Origin of the sequence: Burkholderia orbicola, from assembly GCF_900100915.1 — a bacterium.
Classification (GTDB): Bacteria; Pseudomonadota; Gammaproteobacteria; order Burkholderiales; family Burkholderiaceae; genus Burkholderia; species Burkholderia orbicola.
Genome location: NZ_FNKW01000001.1, coordinates 2,868,826 through 2,889,446, shown reverse-complemented (window position 1 = coordinate 2,889,446; position 20,621 = coordinate 2,868,826). Strand labels below are relative to the sequence as shown.

The following is a 20,621-nucleotide window of genomic DNA, read 5'->3' as shown; positions in this document are numbered from 1 at the left end:
TTAGCGCACGGCGATGGCTTCAAATTCTTTGTCATGCATGACCTCGGCGACCGAACGGCCAGCGCGCACGGCCGCCACCATGCCATCCTGGCTGCGCGCAATACGCTCACCGAGATCCAGCACTTCCTCGATGCGACCGGCCGGCACGAACACCGTGCCGCAGCGATCGGCGATCACGTAGTCGTCTTCGCTGACTGTGACGCCCGCCATTTGGACGGGCTTGCCCGAATCAATCTGAATCACGCGGTTGCGCGCGCTGATCATCGTCACGCCACGACCGAAGACGGGATAGCCGATCGACTCACTGCCGTCGATGTCGCGGCTCAGGCCGTCGATAACCGATCCGCGCACCTGCTTTGCGGTGGCGGCATTGGCCAGGATGTCACCCCAGCAGGAGACGCCCTCCGCCCCACCGGCGATGACCAGTACGCGGTCGGCCGTGGTCACCGCGTCGATGACTGGCGAAATCAGATGAACAGTCGGCTTCGCATCGGCTTTCGGCCCGAGCTGGATGGTGCTCGCGCGACCGACGATCTTCGGGCAGTTCCACAACGGTCGCAGTCCGTACGTCGCGCCGGGCAGACCGAGAAAGTCGAGCGCGTCGGAAACCGTGTTGGTGTCTAGTGCCGCGAGGCGATCAAGAATGGAAGTGGGGTTCATCGCGCATGGTTCCTTAGGAGAGTGTGGCAATCCTCGCGTGGTCAGCTTGATATGTAAATTTCGTATTTCGTATCTCGCTGATACTATTTCCGGAATAGGCACAATGGGACATCCATCGCTCTCTCCTGAGGGAAAACAACCAACATGAGCAACACGATCGATTTCAGGCTGATCAGGCAATTATGGATGTTCCTCGCCGTCGCGGAGGAGCAGCACTATGGGCGGGCGGCGAAGCGGCTGAACATGTCGCAGCCGCCGCTGACGGAGCAGATCAAGGTTCTTGAGCAGTCGCTCAAACTGCAACTCTTTTACCGATCCCGCCAGGGCACGCAATTGAGTCCCGCAGGCACGGCGATTTTGCCCGCCGTCCGGCAATTCGCGGAGCAGGTCGAACGACTGGAACGCGTAGTCCGCGAAGTGGCCGCCGGTCAGTCCGGCGTGCTGCACGTCGGCGCTATCACTTCTGCCATGCTGGAAACGGTCCCGCCCGTGCTGGAAGCGCTCAAGCGTGAGCATCCGCATCTGACCGTATTCGTGCGCGAAATCGATAGTGTCGACGCCATTCCCGCGCTTGAAGCGGGCGAGATAGATCTGGCATTTGTCCGTGTGGATGGCGAGGTGGGAAACGGAATCGCCACCCTGCCGCTAGCCGAGGACAGGTTGGCTGTAGCGCTTCCGAAGAATCATCCGCTGGCCGCGCTGCCCAGTGTGCGACTGCGATCGCTGACGAACGAACAGCTTGTGATGTCCTCCCGGCAGGTCAGCCCGGTCTACTTCGACCTGCTGACGTCGGTCTGCCGTTCGCATGGGTTGACCCCACGCGTCACTCACGAGGTGCGCTCGGTCACCTCGCAGATCGCGTACGTCGGGTGCGGACAGGGTGTGGCGCTGGTACCGGCGACGATGCGAAAGCTGGCACCGGAGAATGTCGCGGTGAGGCCTCTGAAGGAGAAGGTCATGGTTGTCACCGCGGCTTTGGTATGGAATACCGAGCGTCACCATCCGATGGTCGACGAAGTCGTTTCATGGCTGGCAAAAAGGGCAGCGACGCACTCGAGACACTAAGGGCCTATCTGGGGTTCGAGGCGCGATCTACTGCGTCGGCCGGCGTCGGCTGGACCCCGACATGGCCAACCTGCGTCGTTTGCCAAGGCTATGACGGTGTCAGACGGATGACCGCTTTGCCGCGCAATTCGCCTATGAGGCATGATCGTCGCGAACGGCTGATTCGGGTCGATCACGGCCCTTGATGAAGTGACGGCGAAGCAAGCGATATCGCGCCTCTTTTGGCCATTCCAGCGCTGATTCGGGTAGTTAATAAAGGCGTTAGCCGATATTTTGGGCTGCCAAGTACCCGAGGCAGCCTCTTTTGCTCAAAAAATGAGCACTGGTGCCCATTTTCTCACCCCGCAACGGTCCTATCCGGCGGTTGCCGCACCGCGCAAACATTACAAAAATCTTTCGTTGCAAAAATTCGGCCCATAGCGCCGCCGCGCGGCTGCACCCATGCCCAGCCCTATCCGGCATGAATCGGAGCCCCTGACGGGCCGGAAAATAAGTCAGAGGGTCATTTCCGGTACCGCCGGAGCGTTCGAGACCCGCCAGAACACACTGAAAAGTAAAAATTACCGACTTGAGGGTAATCGACCGGTCCCTTTTATTGATTTTGGTCGGGTTGTGCTACATTTTCCATGCCGAAGAGTCGCTCTAGGGTGTTTTTGGTCATTTTTTAGCGAAAATCCCTAGTTCTGCCTCTCTGCCTCGTGGTTGCCTGCACGTTTTACGGCTCCGCCTGGGCATCGCGTCTTCAACGGCTCTCGCGGTCCCATTCATCGCACCTCGCTTTCCTGAAACGCCCCCATATCGCCTCGCGTTTCAGTCTTTTCCACCTTTGAGATTGGTTCCGAACATCAGTTCGGTGCTTTCGGTCGCCTTAATTATTATGGATACCTAATTATGAATGCGCATCGTCGTGAACCTTTGTTCCCTCTTGGCTTAGTTGTTGCCACACCGGGTGCGCTCGATCTTCTCGATCGAACCGGCACCAACGCAAATGGCCTGCTTCGGCGGCACAGCAGAGGTGATTGGGGTGTCGTCTGCGCGGCCGATGCTCGCTCGAACGATCTCGCGGTGACGCATGGAACGCGTCTGCTGTCTGCGTATGAGCTGGGCGATCGTCGCGAACGGCTGTGGGTCATCACGGAAGCCAATCGGCGGGCGACAACCCTCTTGTTGCCGTTCGAATACTGACCCGATGGAGGCCACCGTGCAGCAACTCCATCCGGCTCTTCAGTCCGGCCGACGTCTCACCCTCGCGAATTCGAATGCTCCAGCATTTTCGTTTCAGGGTTGCTGGGACGGCGGCTGCGCGTGGCATGCGACAGCAATGGCGCTTGCCATGCTTGGGTTCTTGTCCGATCCCTTGCATGTGTCGTCGCGTCGTAGCTCCCCGGAAGCGGAATTCTGGCGTCGTGCACAGCCGCTCTATCTCTCCGGCGTGTCGCTCGAAGAGTTGCAAGCGCTGATTCGAGAACTCGACTGGGGATTACGCCCAGCCTGCTTCGAGGGAACGCACACAGATGTTTTCCGGTTCAGCAAACGAGAAGTGATGCGCGGTCGGCCGGTGATCCTGACATTTCGACAGTCACGCCGCGCGACCCTGCATGCAGTATTGGCCGTCGGTATTGAGGGGCGAAAGATCGGGGCGACCTTCGACGGACATACGTTGCTGGTAGTCGATTCTGCCGAAGCCGAGCCTGTACTCGCAGCCTACAACGCGCGGTTGACACGGACAGCAGCCGACCGCGGCAGGTTGAGTGGAAACGCCCAATACGTCACCGGGTTTGATCAACGGAAAGTCGTGCTCACCGGCGCAATGTCGATTCGAACCATGAAGCCGCCATAACGGCCGATGTCGCTGGCACAGACGTTCGTTTGCTCACGTGGTACTTGCGATTCGGGATCACGTTCCCTTTCTACTCGACTTTGTGCTCAACCGTGAAGGACGCTTACCTTGGGGTGCTTCCAGCAAGGCAAGAGCATCGTCGATTAACCGCTCAACTATTTCTTGTTGTGCCGGCGTTAGGTGCGCGAGTTTTTCATGAACTCTCGTTGCTCTGTCGTGTGAACTGACGCCAGCCGCACTCAATAAGTCGGCGAGTCGGCACTGCAGGCTCTCGGCAATGCCAGCCAAGCGCTCGAGGCTAGGAATCAACGTCCCTCGTTCAATCCGCGAAAGCGAAGACTGCTCTATTTGGAGTAGCTCAGACAACTGCTCCTGCGTCATGTCGAGCGCCTTTCTGCGAGCCGCAATAGCCGCACCGATCGACCGCGCGAGCTGTTCAACGTTGCTCAAGCCTGACTCCCTCCTCGTTTGACGAAGAAGTGTCAGTCGTCACCACATCGTGAGAGAAGAGCGTTATATGGAATAATATTCGTCATGGGGAATATTGTGTAACACAACAGCACGACAAGCATCGATGCAGAGACGCCGTCGCTGAAACAGTCTGACGCGTGCGCCGGATAACAAAGGCGCGACTTTATTGCAAACCAGTCTCAACCACCCAAGGGGTACCAAAGCCATGAAGCTTGCACATATTTCTGTCATCGCAATCGCACTTGTGTCGTCCGCTACATGCGCGCAGACGAACCAAGCGCCACAACTTGATGCTGCACGGAAGATCGCGAGCATGTGCCCTGACTTGACGAATGGGAAATACAACTCAGGGGAGCGGATCATTCGATGCCGCAACAGGGGGCTGACAGAAGAGCAACAAATGACGTTTGTGGGCGGGTTGCCGATCTTGGCCCAAGCATATGCGGCTTCGATGGTCCAAGACATCTACGAAGACAACGTTACCGACCCGATGCGAGGAAAGGCCATCTCCGACTACTACAACGCCTGCCTTCAGCGTGGGACGCCGTGCGCTCGCCCGAAGTGGTAAGTAGCTGCATTTTCTGATGTTCCGATACATCGGCAGCGTGCTTCGGCGGCGCTCCGCTATTCAATTCACAATGGAGCTTGTTATGAGTTCATCTGGAAGCGACACCAATGTCTCGGCGACAACGCCAGCGGCAATCCCTGTCATCAGGCGAAGCAAGTTGGGAACAGCCGCATGGATCATTGTCGCGCTATTTATCGCGCTCTTGGCGACAGGCGTGTACATGCCTCAACATCCAAGCCATCCTGCTCTCAAGTTTCTCTTTCTTTGGTTCGGTGGTGCGTGGCTCGGCTATATCGGCGTCAGGCTGGGCGACGGCGTGCGGAAAATCTTCCGACCGGACATCATCGTGACGAGCGGCGGTATCTCGGACGCGATCTGGGCGAGGATGTGCTGGGCGATTGGCCCGCAATGTGTCGGACTGTTCTTGGGCGCGGTCACAGGCACCAGCATCTTGGCCGGCTGGATTAGCTGAGCCTGCCGGACGAGAACCCAGTGACTCGGATGTTTTGAGGGCGGCGGAGTCATACTGCACTCCGCCGCAGGCACTATCAGCCGATACGGCGAACGTGGTGGCGCTTGGGCGCTTTGGGCGCGACCGGGGTACGCTTCGCACTCGGGTTCGGCAGGTCGGGGGCCATCTGCCGGAATTTTGCGCCAGCCGTTGAACGAACTGCGGTAGTAATGGCAGGTGATTTGCTCGACTGAGACGCTTTCGTATCACTTTCACGGCGGCTTGCTGCGGGCGGATCGAATGCCTCCACCGGAAAAATCCCGCTGCTGCGCAACGCCGAACATGCCTGCTCCATCATCGGCTCCGGGTTCCACCAGCTTGCGCGACGCGAGCGCCAAAACGCGTTTATCTTCCGCACTTCCGGCGTGCCCTTGTAGTGTTCAAGCGCGGCCTTCACACCGCGATCACGGCACAGCGAGATGAACTCGGTTTCCAGCTTCGGCGGGAGCGGCGAACTGCCCGCGTCCAGGTCCGCAAACATGAAGCGCGAGAATCGGTTTGTCAGCTTGACGATATCGTGCAGAGCAAGGCCGTTCAACTTCTTACCGCGCACTTCGACACGAACAACAGGCGGTGCGCAGTGCAGCTCGTCCAGTTGCTTGATGAAGTTGGCCGTCAGCGGTTCATTTTTGCGGCCATATTTTGCGATTGCCGTTACGGCGCGGTGCCGACGTTCGAGATTCTTGTCGTAGACCGCCGTGATGTAGTCGCTTTTTTCGCTGCCGAAATTGCAGGTCTCGACAATGCCTTTCGAATTGACGGTCTTGCCAAAGACGGTGAACTGTTGGGCGCCGCTGTACGAGATGAGCATGCGATCGAGGCGTACATGAAGAATGTCTACAGCGAAATCGATACGGCTGAGCACCGCGCGGCGCAGCATGCCGTTGTACGAGCGACCAACGATGCGTTCCATGACTTCGTGGAAGTGTTCTGCGTCGCCGTGCTCCAGTTTTGAGGGATTCATCTCGACTGAGATGCCGCCCTTCTGGCGCACGGGATCAAGCGCCCCAATCCTCACGATAGGCTCCGATCCACTGGGAAGTGGGATGACGAAGACATAGCGATAACGGAAACGCGGGGCAAAGCAATTCTCACATGAGCCGGATTCGACCTCGGTCTGAATGCGGCGGCGGGCACGTTCGAACATGAGCGTGTGATCGTCGCCGGGATTGGCGGCCCACGGCAACACAAAGCGGAGGTAGTCGACAACAGGCCGCTTCGGTGCGGGTATCTTTGATACTGGTATCTTGGTGCGAAGTTTCACAGAGGTTCCTTTCGGATTCGCTGAGCAAGCGTTCTTATGAGAAGTGCGAGCATCTTGGTCATGCAATGACATCTACTCTCATATTTGATTAGGTTACCTACGTAATATATGCAGAAGGCTGGAGCCGGATGCGCGAGCATGCATGGTTACGATGCGCGGTTCTTTACAGTTTTTTTCGCGGAGCGGGTAAGTTGTGTCTGTTCGCAGCCGACCGCTATATATATAGGGATATGTATATAGATAGTACCGAGATGCACTCTTATTAGTTACCCGTTCCGGCAGATGCTGATCGGTACCTGCGTTTGACGCCGAGGCACACACCGGCGTCCTCGGCAATGAACATAAGTATGCGATCTTTCCGTCAGCGTTGTCCCAGTTGCGCAGGTTGTGGTGGCTTTGCCGTCCACCGCAACCTGCGCAATCCATACAACCGATACAACTAGCCGATCCGCTTCGGGCGATCGCTCGACTCGGCTTCATCGGGATCGTCGTCGCTCTCATCTTCGGCGCCGTTCCAGCCGAGGAACGGGAACCACAGATCATGCCAATCGTCAGGCGGGTCAACATCTGCGTCGATGTCAGTGCTAAGAGGCAAGTTGTCTTGGCGGCGCTTCACGGTCGATTTGTCGACGCCCATCCAGTCTGCAATCGTCTCGAGGTATTCGCCGTTGCGACGCGCAAACCAGATTGCTCGATCTTCGGCCTTCGCGGCGATGAACACGCTCGACGTTGACCACCAGTCGCTACCCTGATAGCCGATCTCGTACATCGTGCGGCCGATGCCGTTGGAATGCTGGCTTTCCAGCGACAGAGCCGTGATCGAGTACGCGATAGTGGCGCCCGGCCCGGGTTCGCACTTGTCGACGATGAAAACCTCGTCACAATGCTGCCGCAACCACGTTGCATCGTTATTCGCCGAGCAGAGCAAAAAAAGCAACACGATCCCGTTCCGTTTCCGGCTACCGGCGTCCAGGCGATTGATCGCGTCGATCATCCCGTCGCGGGGCATGCCGACAATGCTCTGTTCTGCTGCGACGCAGCCGTAATCCTTCAAGTTCTGGAGGGTCACATGCACACCTTCGTTCGACAACGGCTTGAAAACTCGGCAGTTATCGAGACGGATGATCTTCAGCTCATCGATCCGTTGAGATGCGTCACCGCTGTGACGCACGAGAACCTCTGCGATGTCAGCGTCGTGCGAGCCCGAACCGTACAGCGCTGTCAGCGTTTCTGTTGCTGCGATCGGCACATCAGCGATGGACGCGGCCGAAAGCATGTGCGACTGAAAGGTCATACGAGCGTGCAACATCAAGGTCGCATCGCGCACGACGACGCAAACGACGCCACTTTGAACAGAGGACAGCGCAGTACGCAAAACTTCAGCGAGATTCTTGGGTTTGTTTTTCGGCGGCTGCATTATTCACCTCCCTTCGAGGCGAGGAACGCCTTGATCGTCGAGAGAGGAAACACGCGGATGCGGGCAGTGATGTGCAGCGGTACGAGTTGACCCGACTTCACGAGCTTGTACAGCGTCGTTCTGCCCATCTTGAGCATCTGGCAGACTTCGTGTGCGAGGTAATTAGGTTCGACGGCGGGCGCGGTCGGGTCGACCGTGCCGGTATCCGACGGTGGCATGGCGACCGCATGCTGTGCGACCGGCGAATTAGTCGTGACCAGAGAACCGTCCGAAAGGGCAGCGGCCAGAGGCGACGGGACGGGAGATTTTTTGCGTGAGTCCATTTGCGTACTGGTATCAGGTTGACACACGTTCATGTGCGCAACGTCCAGACGCAGAACGGGCTTACCCAATCTGTTCACGCACGCGACGGCAATTCGCCAAAGCGTGCGCTGCGCTGGACGCGCAAACATAAACAGATACAGGCAAACCCCGCTCACGCAGTGTGACGGGCGTTCAGCTGACGGCTCCGAAGGTCGGTCAACGACTCCGACTCGGGTACTACACCGATTTGGTAGATGTTGGCAGTCGATTTGTCAGAACCAACCCGGCTCACGGCTCCGGACCAGAACACTTCGGCAAACTGACTTACCGATCTACGAGGAAACAAATCTAGCACGAGAAATCTGGGTTGTCATCTTCGTAGCTACTCCTTGGCATCATGCGCGTTCATCTGAGGCCGGTACGTGATCAGGTTTTGTCGGCGCCGATGGCGTCGCTACCGCCGGTTTGTCGCCGCAGTACTTATCCCAGTCTTGCATCAACGCTGCACGCTTTACGAACAGATCACCGCGAGCATATGCCGCTTCCGCCTTGTCCTTGATCCCGTGAGCCAGCGCGGCCTCGCAGACTTCGCGCGGATAGTGTGTCGTTTCGCCAGCCCAATCGCGGAACGTTGACCGAAAGCCGTGAACCGTAATGTCGTCGCGCTTCATGCGCTCCAGCAGTTGCAGCATCGCCATGTTGGACAGCGGTTTCTTGTCACGCGCTCCCGGAAAAACATAGTCGCCGCGCTTCAGCGTCTGCTGGGCCTTGACGAGTGCAATCGCTCGTGCCGAGAGCGGTACGCGATGTTCCTTGCGCATCTTCATGCGCTCGGCCGGGACGGTCCAGGTACCTTCATCCAGATCAAATTCCTGCCACGTCGCACCAATCGTCTCGTTTGTTCGCGTGGCGGTCAGGATAAGGAACTCGAGTGCGCGCGCGGCAGTGCCCTCCGAAGCTCGCAGTTCTTTCATGAAGTCAGGAAGGTCCGCGTACGGGAGGGCCGGGTGATGTTCTACCTTTTGGACGCGGGAGCGCTTCGGCAACAACGTGTCTAGGTGGCCCTTCAAGCGAGCAGGATTTTCGCCATCGCGATAGCCGCGAACCGTGGCCCAGTCGAGTACCGACTCGATCCGGCCTCGAACGCGGGACGCCGTTTCGGTTTTCGTCGTCCAGATTGGCTCCAGTACCTTCATGACCAAAGCAGTATCGATAGCGGAGACGGCCAGCGAATCGAAGATCGGATACGCGTATGTGGTGAGCGTGTTCGTCCACTGATCCGCGTGCTTGGCGTTCTTCCACGAGGCCCGGTGCGAGTCGATGTACTTCTCGGCGCAATGCTGGAATGTCACCGCATTTGCTTGTGCGATCCCCTGCGCCGCTCGTTCAGCGTTACGCGAGTCGATGGGATCGATGCCGTCGAGCAACTGGCGGCGGCAGTCGAGGGCGCGTGCTCTGGCGTCAGCAAGACCGATCGTATGTACAGGTCCGAGACCCATTCCGCGTGCTTTGCCGCTCCGCATATAGCGGAAGAGCCACGACTTGACTCCGGCGGTAGTGATCTGCAGATACAAACCACCGCCATCGGCGTACAGCCCAGGCTTGGTTGTCTTGGTGACGGTCAGTGGACTCAGTCTGTTTATGGCTCTCGGCATAGATCAACTATCAATTCGACTATCAAATGATAGCGCGATTGTAGCGCAGTTCGTTTGCGTTCACTTGACGGCGAATTTCCGTGAAACCCAATACAGACAACGATCTCAGCGATATTTCGTGAACTTCGCTGAACGCCGATGGATTCAATACTGACGGACCCTCTCTCCGCCAGGACATCAGCAAAAACGGGCCTCTCGGCCCGTTTTTCATTTTTAGGCTGCAGCTTTTCGGATGGCGCCAGTCGAGAACAGCCACTTTCCTCACTATTTTCTTGCGCCGCGTCGATACGAGATTGCCCTCATCATCCAATCAGGGAGAGTCATCGGCATCTACGACAACTCGCCAGAACAAATATGTCTGTCTGGAGAGGTCGCGGAGAAATTGATCTGTTCTCCGCCGTTGACCCGGTACGCTGACGCCCCTTCTCTTTCGCTATTGCACGAATCGCCTCGCCTCATCCGTGGTGGTCAGTACCCCCTCGACTTCCTTCAATTGCTGTCGAGCAATCAGAGTGTCGACGGCCTCCTCAAGCACGCTCCGAACCTGACCACTTGTGTTGCGGATGCCAAATCCACGCGACACCGCCCGGATAACCTGGTCCCGCGTTGCACCAAAGCTCCTTTCAATCAGTTGAAGAGCAGCAACTTCGATCTCCGCCGGCGGCAGCATATCGGCCCGACGAAGGGCGATGGCATTAACCGCTGAACGATCACGGGGGACAGGCACAGAGCTAGGTGTAGATAAGAACGCCCCCGAACGAGCAATGCGACCTGTCGTCGTCGCTATATCAATGGATCGCCCGACCACCTCTTCAATTCGACCGCCGGTCCGCTTCAAACCCCATGCCTCTCGCATCCGCGTGACAATATGGTCGCGATGCACCGGCCCCTCCACTTGGACAGCTTGCACCACCAATTCCGTCAGCGCCCCCTGGGGCGCTTCATGCAGTTCCCCGATAAGATGGCTCGGCCGTACCAATGTCACTTCTTCATAAGGCGCAAAGCTGGCGGCATCCTCTTCATCAGTCACCGCCTCACGCTCGACGTAAGGCGCCTCGGCATCCAACTGCTCAGTTAGAGCGACGTCCTCCCGTCGTTCGTCGAAATCTGCCTTAAGGGCGTCGATACGACGAATCAGCGCGTCCAATTGCTCAGTCGGGCGCTGAAACCAATCCGTACTCCAAATCCGGTGGATAGTCCAACCATGCTCCTCCAGGATAGCCTGTCGCAGTCGATCGCGATCTCGAGCCGAGCGAGCACTGTGGTAAGCCGCGCCGTCGCATTCGATACCCAGCAAGAATCGGCCTGGCCGCTCGGCATCGAGGACAGCCAGATCAATGAAAAAACCCGCCAGGCCGACTTGGGCTTGTACCTCATAGCCCCTCGCTCTCAGTGCGTTGGCCACCTGTGCCTCGAATACGCTGTCATGGTCGCGCCCGGTGACATTCGCCGTCGGCAGGCGCCCCGTGCGGGCGTATTGTAGGAATATCCGAAATGCGTTGATCCCCGCGCGCTCTGCCGCATAGGCCGGATCAATATCCTCATCGGTCATGGACGCGAACACGTCGCATCTCTGCTTGGCCCGGCTAATCAGAACATTCAGCCGCCGCTCCCCGCCCGCCGTACCCAATGGGCCAAAGCGCATTGGTACCCGGCCGCCGGGTACAGATCGGCCATAACCGACAGAGATAAAGATGACGTCGCGCTCATCGCCCTGGACGTTTTCCAGATTTTTGACGAAGAATGGTTCCGAACGATGCGCCTTGAAAAACTCCTCAACCTCCGGCGACAACCCACGGCGCAAGAGTTCGAGTTCGTCAATGATGGCACGTCGCTGAGCGGCGGAGAAAGCTGCTACACCCAAGGAAAGCTTAGGATGGGTACACGCGTGAGCAATGATCGCTTGCGCCACCGCCTTCGCTTCGATCAGGTTATTACGCTTGTTGCCCGCGTCGAACAAACCTTCGTGTATATGATGAAACCGCAGCCCTCTTCCACCCTCCGCTGTATAGGGACTCGGCACGATATAGAGCTTGTTCTCATAGAATTGACGATTGCTGACAGCAATCAACGATTGGTGACGGCTGCGATAGTGCCAGCGCAACATCCTGGTAGATAGGCCACGAGCCGTAAACAAGCCGAGGATGCTCTCGATATCGGCAACTGCCGTCGCGCCTTCGTCATCCTCGTCTTCGTTGCTTGAGGTCATCTTGGCAAAGAAAGCCGTGGGCGGGAGTTGCTTCGGATCACCGACCACAACGACCTGTCTCGAACGTGCGATGGCACCCAAGGCATCAACAGGCTGAATTTGACTGGCCTCATCCATCACCAGCAAGTCGAATTCCATAGCTCCCGGAACGAGAAATTGCGCAACCGACAGCGGACTCATCATAAACACCGGCTTGAGCGCCCGTAGGGCCGGACCAGCCCTCTCTACGAGCTTGCGCAGCGATATGTGACCTTTCTTTTTCTGGATCTCGCCCCTCAGTATGCCGAGGGGGCCCAGCGCACCGCCATCCCGAGAAGGAACGTTTCGGTAATGCGCCTGCACCACTTCCGTGCTCGCTGCAACAATCCGCTGCCGATCCAGGGCAACAAACTCCTGGACAAGGCGCCCGTGGGTAGCTCCATCAAATCGAGCAAGGTCGGGTTCGAGACGAACCAAGCGCGCATAGGTCGCCTCGAAATAAGCCATCTCGAACGCCCGAGCCAATGCCTCCGGTGCAAGTCGACCATCATCGAGGCGCTCTACCAAGTCGCTGCAGCCTTGGCTCCTAGCCCGCGCGGAGCGATCCCGGTAGTTCACCCATCGGAAAAGCTGTTCGTGCTCCTCGCCCCATCGCCGCAACCGCCAAACAAGGACGTCAAGCCGTGCATCCAGAATCGTGCCGCCAACGGACGCCTCCAGATCCAATTGGAGTTCGTCAGCCACAGCCTTTAAGTGCGTCTGGATAAGCGCCTGAGATGCCGCTAGCGCCTCGGCACGAGACACCAAATGCTCTCGCTCCTCGATCCGTCCGGCTAAGGCTCGGATGTCCGGGTTCTGTCCAATCCAATCTGCTGCAGACTTCAGCGCCACCCAGTCCGACTGTTCCGCGTGCCATTCACCACCAAAGGCTGCACGCCCAAGTGTTAAGCCCTCACGAACGGCTCGGCGATCTCGCTGAGCAGCAACCAGCGCCTCCAAAACGGCACTCGTCTTACCAGCGTTGACGATTCCGGCAGGGACGAGTGTGCTTGCTGCCGCATGCGCTTCCGTATATCGCACCGCGAGCTGAAGCAGCGAACTTAAATCTGCACGCTCCACCGCAGCCACTTCACGAAATACCGCATCCCTAGCTACTCCAAGATCACTCCATACTTCCTTTAGCCCGAATTCGATCTTCTCGCAAACCGACGATAGTTGCTTCGCACGCGCCGCCACTTCCGCTTTTTCCGGACTACGTGCGGCGATCAATCGCGGTTCAGCACCCAGTCCTTTCAGGGACCTCATCCATTCCACCAATGCCAAGAGCGGCGCTGCCTGCGATTTCGCTCCGCGCCAATCATCGCCAAACGCGCTGCGTCCAAAAGCATCTTCCGCTTCGATAATCCTCTTCGCGTCCTGTCCTTTGACCAACGTATCCAGCAACCCCAATACGACAGGCAACGGCTGATTGGGTGTCGCTAGGACGGAACTGACCAATCGATTTGCCGCCCGCCATTCACCGCTAAGAAAACGAAAAATGCTCGTGCCACGCGACGCCAATGTTGCACGCGCTGGTGCCAGACTGAGAGACCAGGCCGTCTCGGTCAGTTGAGCTCCCACGGCGACCTTGGCCGCTTCAAAGTCAGCCACGGCTTGAGCGACCTCTCCCGCACGCTCGATCCCTCCGTCCCACAGATCCGACGCGAACGTTTCTGGGCTCGCAGGTGGTGCGGAGGCCACTCGCTCGCCAATACGCGTCAGCGTCTGGAAGTCTCCAAACGTTGATCCTGGCTCACGCCCAAGTTGGCGAGCAAGCGCTGCGGCCTCGGTCAGCAAACGGGGGAGTTCTTCCGCCATTCCGGCGAGGCGTTGAAACTGTTCCGCACTAAAAGTCTCGGGAAGCTCCGCGAAAGCACTGAGAGTGCCGCCGAGCTCCGCATCCCATGCATCCTCGACAATTCGCCCGGTCAAATCCTCTCGTTGAGCAGCAAACCGTTCACCCAACTCAAGCAAATGCAGGATGGGATCAGCGTTCTGCCAACTGTCATGTCCCATGGCGGACGCGGATAGCCGAGGGGCCGTCGCGATACGCTGAAACAGCTCCATCATTGGCGGGAGGTCGGACAAGCGAAGCGGTGGTTCGAGCTCTAAGAGCTCAGCATCAACGGCGAACTGCTGCTGCGCGGTCAACACCTGCTCCAGCAATTGCCGCACACGCGTAACCAAACGCTCCGCATCCATCGGTGAGATCGCGGCCAATCCCACACCTACCCAAGCATGATCAGCCGGCCGCCCAATCTCGGTCACACGGTTCGCCAAATCCGCCAGCAAGTCCTGACGCGCCGCGAAGCCGTCCTCCCCCCACTGCTCCGGGTTCTCCAACTGAATGTCGTTAGGGCGCTCACCCTGCTCACGTAAGCGAACCAAGTGCCCAATTACCTGGAATGGCGATAGCCCCGATTTTGAATCGATGGCGTGCAGATTCCTGGCATGCGCATTGAGGCTGTCGCGCGCCTCGGTTAGGCGCGCGAAAAGACTTCCGGAATCTGCGACCTTGGGCGCGCCCAATTCCCACGTGCGCCGCAGCTCATCCAATACCATGCGTTTGTTAGCTTTGTTACTGTGCAGTTCCAAGCACGCGTCGCCGACGCCTTTGTCATCGAGACGGCGCTTTACAACGTCCAATGCTGCCATCTTTTCGGCGACAAAGAGTACGCTCTTCCCGTCCTTGACCGCCGCGGCGATGATATTTGCAATCGTCTGGCTTTTACCTGTACCGGGAGGACCTTGAATGACCAGATTCTTGCCCCGTCGCACTTCGTGAATCGCGAGCGCCTGCGAGCTGTCACAATCCAGAATATGGAGCATTTCGGATGGCGGAATCAGCGCATCGATATTAGCGTCCTCATGCGCGAGGTCCTCACCTCCGGTAAAACCGTCCGCCAGCAGTGAACGGACCAGCGGGTGGTCGCCTATCGCGCCCCCTTTGGGCCAGACTGCTTGATCCAAGTCTCGGTACATCAAGAACTTAGCGAAAGAAAAAAATCCCACCGACATCTGGTCGGGGAACACCTCCCACCCATCCTTCGCTTCGACACTCTTCCGAACCAGCTCAATGTATTCGAGCGGATCAAACACGTCACTCGCATCAAAAGGTGGCATACGAAGCGCATGTACTCGATCGAGATAGGCTTCGAGCGACAGATTGGATGCAAAGTCTTCCTGCCTTCCCTTTAGGTTGAAGCGTTCGCCGGCATTACCTCGATCGAGCTGAACTGGGACCAGTAGTAGCGGCGCGTACCGAGTATTCCCAGGGTTATTTGGATCGACCCACTTCAGAGCACCCATTGCCAAGAAGAGCACGTTGACGCCCTGCTCTTCCTCCAACGTGCGTGCATCCAGATAAAGCTCCAGGAGACGTTTCTGGAGCCCTTTGCTGGTCAAGCGGGTTTGCAGGCGCGTATCGGTATGCCGCCGCAAAACACCTCGCTCGTCCATGCTGTCGTCTTCAGGCTGGGCCAAATCCTCGATCTCGTCAGGCTCGATCATTTGGGTCGAAGTCCCATCGCCGGAAGACTCATCAGCTCCGGCAGATTCGGGATTTTTGGTCTCGGCGGCTCGCCCCGCTACAAAAGTGAAAGTCTTCCCCTCTCGGACCAGCAACCGAAATATCTCACTGACTTTCTCGTCGATGATTTCGATGGACCGGCCTCCCCGGGCCCCTCGGGGCATATTGAGCAGGCGATTGCGCGCTGACAAATCGAGCAACTCAACCCGCGCGCGCTCCAGTTTTTCGGCGAGCGGCAAGTTGCTTTGGAAAATGGACTGATCTTCGCCCGCCACAGACGTAGCTTGGCCCTGTACTGGTTCCATGACTTCCCCCGTTCCTCTCTTACCTTCTTATTCGAAGGCCCTCTATTTATTCCAAAATACTAGAAATCCCAGTAACACTATAACTCTCTATAGGCCAACAACCGGCAGCAAACTGAGAAATTGGCAACGGATGCAGATTAAGGCTTGCTTGCGAGGCAGACACGGGCAGACACGACTTGGTCTCCCCTTCACGGATGCCGAATGTAATCCACCAACGCCCGCGTATACTCATCCGGCCGCTTGTCGCACAGACTCACCACGATCGCCACCGCGAACCCCGCCGGCACGCCGAACACGCCTGAGCTGATCGGCTCGATCCCGAACCACGTACGCCCGGCGAACCCGGTTAACTGCGTGAAGAACGGATAAGTCGACACGATGTAGTACACACACACCGCCAACCCCGTCACCATCCCGGCAATCGCGCCACGCGTCGTCGTGCGCTTCCAGAACACCCCCAGCACCAGCACCGGAAAGAAGCTCGACGCCGCCAGCGAAAACGCGGCGCCGACGAGAAACAGGATCTTCCCGGTATTGAGCGACGCGACATACGACGCGAACAGCGCCACCCCCAGCAGCAGCACCTTCGAGATCGTCACGCGCCGCTGGCTCGACGCATCGGGCGCAACCATGCAGTAATAGACGTCGTGCGACAGCGCGTTCGCGATCGTCAGCAGCAACCCGTCCGCGGTCGACAGCGCCGCGGCCAGCGCACCGGCCGCGATCAGCCCCGACACCACGTACGGCAGCCCCGCGATCTCCGGCGCGGCCAGCACGACCATGTCCGGCTGCATCTGGATTTCCGACCAGTGCACGATGCCGTCGCGAATCACCTCGACGACACTGATCAGGTCGGGTTCGAAGTGATGCCATTGCGTGACCCACGCCGGTAATTCGGCGAACGGCCGCCCGACGAGATTCGCGAGGATCTCGTACTTGATCAGCACCGCGAGCACCGGCACGCTCAGGTAGAACAGCGCGATGAAGAACAGCGTCCAGCCGACCGAACGCCGTGCCGACGCGACCGACGTGGTCGTGTTGTAGCGCGTCAGGATGTGCGGCAGGCTCGCGGTGCCGAGCGACAGGCACAGCAGCAGCGCGAGGAAATTCCGCTCGCGCGGCTTGCGTTCGTCTTCGCTCGCGGCCGGAAACGGCTCGTGCATCGGCACGGGCGGCTCGGCCCGCGCGAGCAGGTCGTCGCGCGCCTGCGTCCATGCCACGCGCGCCGCTGCCGGATCGCGCGGGAAATCGGCCAGTTCGCGCTCGCGCTGGCTGATCTCGCGCAGCGGCCCGTTGTGACGCCGCAGGTCGGCAAGCTGGTCGACGAGATGCCGGCGCGCATCCGCATAGGACGCCGGCAGCCGGTCGAGCCGCGTCTGGATAGCCGCGGCCTGCCGGCGATACGCATCGCGCACCTGCTGCTCGTCGTGCGCGTCGCGCACCTGCGCCTCGCGCGCCGCGACGCGCTCCATCAGCTTGCCGTAATTGAACTGCGGCACGGGGCCGAGCCCGTTCTTCATCGCGATCAGCGACACCGGAATCAGGATCGCGCTGATCAGGATGATGTACTGCGCGACCTGCGTCCACGTAACCGCGCGCATCCCGCCGAGAAACGAGCACACGAGAATGCCCGCGAGCCCGCAGAAGATGCCGATCGCGAAATCGACGCCGATGAAGCGCGTCGCGATCAGGCCGATCCCCTGGATCTGCGCGACCAGGTACACGAACGAACACAGGATCGCCGCGCCGGCCGCGAGCGCACGCACGGCCGTGCTCGAGAAGCGCGTGCCGAGAAAGTCGGGAATCGTGTAACGCGCGAGCTTGCGCACATACGGCGCAAGCAGGAACGCGACGAGGCAGAACCCGCCCGTCCAGCCCATCACGTACGCGAGCGCGTCGTAGCCGGTCGCGTAGAGCGAGCCGGCCAGGCCGATGAACGACGCGGCCGACAGCCAGTCGGCCGCCGTCGCCATCCCGTTGAACGCGGACGGCACGCGCCGCCCGGCCACGTAGTACTCGACGAGATCGGACGTGCGCGACAACAAGCCGATCACCGCGTACACGGCGATCGGCACGAACAGGAACACGTAGCCGATCCAGACGCCCGAGCCCGTCGCGCGCTCGATCCGCCACATCAGCAGCACGAAGCCGAGAAACCCGAGCGTGTAGAGCGCGTATGCGCGTATCAGTCGATGCGTCAGCATGAATCAGCGCTCGCCGTTCGCATGGCCGGCGCGCGCCGCATGCTCGTCGTACGCGCGGCGCAGCGTGCGGTCCGCGCGCTGCATCAGCCCGATGTAGACGACGATCAGCACGAGGTACACGAGAATCGCTCCCTGCGCGCCGACATAGAACGGCAGGCTGAAGCCAGCGAAGCGAACGCCGGCGAGCGCGGGCCCGAAGAACGGCACGATGAACGACACCGCGAAGCCGGTCACCATCAGCACCGCGATCAGCGCGACGTTGAAGCGCCAGTAGCGCGCATGCGCACGCGCGAGCGGTTCGGGAACGGGGGGTGGCGCGGCAGGCGCCGAACGGGTCGGAACGGTCATGCCGTTATGTAGCAAAAAGCCCCTGCGCGGGCAATCGGGATTGCCGCGCAGGGGCTCGTGCGCGTGATGCGCAACCGGCAGGCGCTCAGCGCACTTCGGTGAGCTGCTCGAGGATGGCCGGATTCTCGAGCGTGGACGTATCCTGCGTGATCGCCTCGCCCTTCGCGAGCGAGCGCAGCAGGCGCCTCATGATCTTGCCCGAGCGGGTCTTCGGCAGGTTGTCGCCGAAGCGGATGTCCTTCGGCTTCGCGATCGGCCCGATCTGCTTGCCGACCCAGTCGCGCAGCGTCTTCGCGAGCGCCGCCGCTTCGTCGCCTTCCGGGCGCGAGCGCTTCAGCACGACGAACGCCACGACCGCTTCACCGGTCGTGTCGTCCGGACGGCCGACCACCGCCGCCTCGGCCACCAGCTCATGCGACACCAGCGCCGATTCGATCTCCATCGTCCCGAGCCGGTGGCCCGACACGTTCAGCACGTCGTCGATCCGGCCCATGATCGTGAAGTAGCCGGTCTCCTTGTCTCGCACGGTGCCGTCGCCGGCCAGATAGAGCGTGCCACCGAGTTCTTCCGGGTAGTAGCTCTTCTTGAAGCGCTCCGGGTCGCCCCAGATCGTGCGGATCATCGCGGGCCACGGGCGCTTGACGACCAGAATGCCGCCTTGCCCGTTCGGCACGTCCTGACCCGTCTCGTCGACCACCGCGGCCGTGATGCCCGGCAGCGGCAGCGTGCACGAGCCCGGCACGGTCGGCGTGGCGCCCGGCAGCGGCGTGATCATGTGGCCGCCGGTTTCGGTCTGCCACCAGGTATCGACGATCGGGCAGCGCTCGTGGCCGACGTGCTTGTGGTACCACATCCACGCTTCCGGGTTGATCGGCTCGCCGACCGTGCCGATGATGCGCAGGCTCGACAGGTCATAGCTCTTCGGATGCACCTTGTCGTCGGCTTCGGCGGCCTTGATCAGCGAACGGATCGCGGTCGGTGCGGTGTAGAACACGGTGACCTTGTGATCGCCGATCATCTTCCAGAAGCGGCCGGCGTCCGGATACGTCGGCACGCCTTCGAACACGACCTGCGTGCCGCCGCACGCGAGCGGGCCGTAGGTGATGTATGTATGGCCCGTGACCCAGCCGATGTCGGCCGTGCACCAGAAGACGTCGTCGGGTTTCCAGTCGAAGGTCCACTTCATCGTCTGCGCGGCCCACAGCAGGTAGCCGCCCGTGCTGTGCTGCACGCCCTTCGGCTTGCCGGTCGAGCCCGACGTATACAGGATGAACAGCGGATGCTCGGCGCCGACCCAGGTCGGCTCGCAGCGGTCGGATTCGCCGTCCACCAACTCGTGCATCCACAGGTCGCGCTCCGCATGCCAGTCGATCTTGCCGCCGGTGCGGCGATAGACGATCACGCTCTTGACCGCTTCGCAGCCGCCCAGCGCGATCGCCTCGTCGGCGATGCTCTTGAGCGGCAGCGTCTTGCCGCCGCGGGCCTGCTCGTCTGCGGTGATCAGCGCGACCGCGCCGACGTCGACGAGCCGCTCGTTCAGCGATTTCGCGGAGAAGCCGCCGAACACGACCGAGTGGGTCGCGCCGATGCGCGCGCAGGCCTGCATCGCGACGATGCCTTCGATCGACATCGGAATGTAGATGACGACGCGATCGCCCTTGCCGATCCCGCGTTTCTTCAGCGCATTGGCGAAGCGCGACACGCGCGCGAGCAGGTCCGCATAGGTGACGCGGGTGACGGTGCCGTCGTCGGCCTCGAAGATCACCGCGACGCGCTCGCCGTTGCCGGCTTCAACGTGGCGGTCGAGGCAGTTGTACGACGCGTTCAGCTCGCCGTCGTCGAACCATGTGTAGAACGGCGCGTTGCGCTCGTCGAGCACCTTGGTGAACGGCTTGTGCCACGTGAGGCCTTCGCGCGCGAGACGCGCCCAGAAGCCTTCGTAATCCTGCTCGGCCTCGGCGACGAGCGCGCGATAGGCCGGCATGCCGGAAATGGTCGCCGTCTTCTCGAGCGCCGCGGGCGGCGCGAACTGACGGGTTTCGTGAAGAACCGATTCAATCGCAGACATCGACTACCCCTTGGTGAACATGAATCCTCTGCATGGCGGCGCGATCGTGCGCGCCGCGCGTCGTCCTGGCCGGCGCCTGCGCGCCGCTGTCTCCCACCACCTGCACGCGACCGCGAAGGCCTGCGCACGATGCTGCACCGCACCACATCACGCGAACGTGACTCGCGGCCCGGCAGTTTCCACGAT

14 protein-coding genes are annotated in these 20,621 nt (G+C 59.9%); 4 read left to right on the top strand and 10 right to left on the bottom strand.

The annotated features are described in order from the left end of the window. Window positions 1-660, bottom strand: a complete 660-nt coding sequence (locus BLS50_RS13850; RefSeq protein WP_074802434.1) for an RraA family protein — start codon at window positions 658-660, stop codon at window positions 1-3. 144 nt (window positions 661-804) lie between these two features. Here BLS50_RS13850 and BLS50_RS13845 point away from each other — a divergent pair, with 144 nt between their 5' ends. The 3 genes from BLS50_RS13845 (at window position 805) to BLS50_RS13835 (ending at window position 3,565) form a co-directional block, all read left to right on the top strand. Next, complete coding sequence (locus BLS50_RS13845) at window positions 805-1,725, top strand: LysR substrate-binding domain-containing protein (RefSeq protein WP_074802433.1); 921 nt, start codon at window positions 805-807, stop codon at window positions 1,723-1,725. An 891-nt stretch (window positions 1,726-2,616) separates the two neighbouring features. Continuing rightward, window positions 2,617-2,910, top strand: coding sequence for a hypothetical protein (locus tag BLS50_RS13840; protein WP_074802432.1), 294 nt, complete (start codon window positions 2,617-2,619; stop codon window positions 2,908-2,910). Between the two features lie 4 nt (window positions 2,911-2,914). Further along, window positions 2,915-3,565 carry a hypothetical protein gene (locus tag BLS50_RS13835; RefSeq protein ID WP_074802431.1) on the top strand — a complete coding sequence of 217 codons (651 nt, stop codon included), beginning with the start codon at window positions 2,915-2,917 and terminating at the stop codon, window positions 3,563-3,565. A 57-nt stretch (window positions 3,566-3,622) separates the two neighbouring features. Here the strand turns inward: BLS50_RS13835 and BLS50_RS13830 are convergent, their stop codons facing one another. Beyond that, complete coding sequence (locus tag BLS50_RS13830; RefSeq protein WP_074802430.1) at window positions 3,623-4,015, bottom strand: helix-turn-helix domain-containing protein; 393 nt, start codon at window positions 4,013-4,015, stop codon at window positions 3,623-3,625. Window positions 4,016-4,686: 671 nt separating this feature from the next. Here BLS50_RS13830 and BLS50_RS13820 point away from each other — a divergent pair. After that, the gene (locus BLS50_RS13820; protein ID WP_143028339.1) at window positions 4,687-5,076 is read left to right on the top strand and encodes a hypothetical protein; all 390 of its coding nucleotides are present in this window, start codon (window positions 4,687-4,689) and stop codon (window positions 5,074-5,076) included. 76 nt (window positions 5,077-5,152) lie between these two features. On the opposite strand, the gene BLS50_RS35335 is transcribed toward BLS50_RS13820, so the two are convergent. From BLS50_RS35335 to acs, 8 genes are all read right to left on the bottom strand, one after another. Continuing rightward, window positions 5,153-6,379, bottom strand: a complete 1,227-nt coding sequence (locus BLS50_RS35335; protein WP_143028338.1) for a hypothetical protein — start codon at window positions 6,377-6,379, stop codon at window positions 5,153-5,155. 439 nt (window positions 6,380-6,818) lie between these two features. Continuing rightward, window positions 6,819-7,796 (bottom strand): hypothetical protein, encoded by a 978-nt coding sequence (locus BLS50_RS13810; RefSeq protein ID WP_074802427.1) that lies wholly within the window; start codon window positions 7,794-7,796, stop codon window positions 6,819-6,821. Then, window positions 7,796-8,119: a helix-turn-helix transcriptional regulator gene (locus BLS50_RS36315; RefSeq protein ID WP_256334000.1), complete on the bottom strand. Its 324-nt coding sequence runs from the start codon at window positions 8,117-8,119 to the stop codon at window positions 7,796-7,798. Before BLS50_RS36315 ends, BLS50_RS13810 begins: the two co-directional genes overlap by 1 nt. 375 nt (window positions 8,120-8,494) lie before the next feature. After that, entirely contained in the window at window positions 8,495-9,754 is a 1,260-nt protein-coding gene (locus BLS50_RS13800; RefSeq protein WP_074802426.1) for a tyrosine-type recombinase/integrase, read from the bottom strand. A gap of 433 nt (window positions 9,755-10,187) precedes the next feature. Continuing rightward, entirely contained in the window at window positions 10,188-15,815 is a 5,628-nt protein-coding gene (locus BLS50_RS13795) for a DUF3320 domain-containing protein (RefSeq protein ID WP_074802425.1), read from the bottom strand. A 188-nt stretch (window positions 15,816-16,003) separates the two neighbouring features. Beyond that, complete coding sequence (locus BLS50_RS13790; protein ID WP_027813692.1) at window positions 16,004-18,019, bottom strand: sodium:solute symporter family protein; 2,016 nt, start codon at window positions 18,017-18,019, stop codon at window positions 16,004-16,006. Window positions 18,020-18,022: 3 nt separating this feature from the next. Next, a complete protein-coding gene (locus BLS50_RS13785) occupies window positions 18,023-18,367 on the bottom strand; it encodes a DUF4212 domain-containing protein (protein WP_074802424.1) in 345 nt (114 codons plus the stop codon). Between the two features lie 85 nt (window positions 18,368-18,452). Continuing rightward, window positions 18,453-20,435 (bottom strand): acetate--CoA ligase, encoded by a 1,983-nt coding sequence (gene acs / locus BLS50_RS13780; RefSeq protein WP_069232912.1) that lies wholly within the window; start codon window positions 20,433-20,435, stop codon window positions 18,453-18,455. Between the last annotated feature and the right edge of the window lie 186 nt (window positions 20,436-20,621).

Coding starts and splice junctions, on each gene's coding strand:
- BLS50_RS13850 (WP_074802434.1), bottom strand. CDS start 660: ATGAACCCCACTTCCATTCTTGATCGCCTCGCGGCACTAGACACCAAC.
- BLS50_RS13845 (WP_074802433.1), top strand. CDS start 805: ATGAGCAACACGATCGATTTCAGGCTGATCAGGCAATTATGGATGTTC.
- BLS50_RS13840 (WP_074802432.1), top strand. CDS start 2,617: ATGAATGCGCATCGTCGTGAACCTTTGTTCCCTCTTGGCTTAGTTGTT.
- BLS50_RS13835 (WP_074802431.1), top strand. CDS start 2,915: ATGGAGGCCACCGTGCAGCAACTCCATCCGGCTCTTCAGTCCGGCCGA.
- BLS50_RS13820 (WP_143028339.1), top strand. CDS start 4,687: ATGAGTTCATCTGGAAGCGACACCAATGTCTCGGCGACAACGCCAGCG.
- BLS50_RS13810 (WP_074802427.1), bottom strand. CDS start 7,796: ATGCAGCCGCCGAAAAACAAACCCAAGAATCTCGCTGAAGTTTTGCGT.
- BLS50_RS36315 (WP_256334000.1), bottom strand. CDS start 8,119: ATGGACTCACGCAAAAAATCTCCCGTCCCGTCGCCTCTGGCCGCTGCC.
- BLS50_RS13800 (WP_074802426.1), bottom strand. CDS start 9,754: ATGCCGAGAGCCATAAACAGACTGAGTCCACTGACCGTCACCAAGACA.
- BLS50_RS13795 (WP_074802425.1), bottom strand. CDS start 15,815: ATGGAACCAGTACAGGGCCAAGCTACGTCTGTGGCGGGCGAAGATCAG.
- BLS50_RS13790 (WP_027813692.1), bottom strand. CDS start 18,019: ATGCTGACGCATCGACTGATACGCGCATACGCGCTCTACACGCTCGGG.
- BLS50_RS13785 (WP_074802424.1), bottom strand. CDS start 18,367: ATGACCGTTCCGACCCGTTCGGCGCCTGCCGCGCCACCCCCCGTTCCC.
- acs (WP_069232912.1), bottom strand. CDS start 20,435: ATGTCTGCGATTGAATCGGTTCTTCACGAAACCCGTCAGTTCGCGCCG.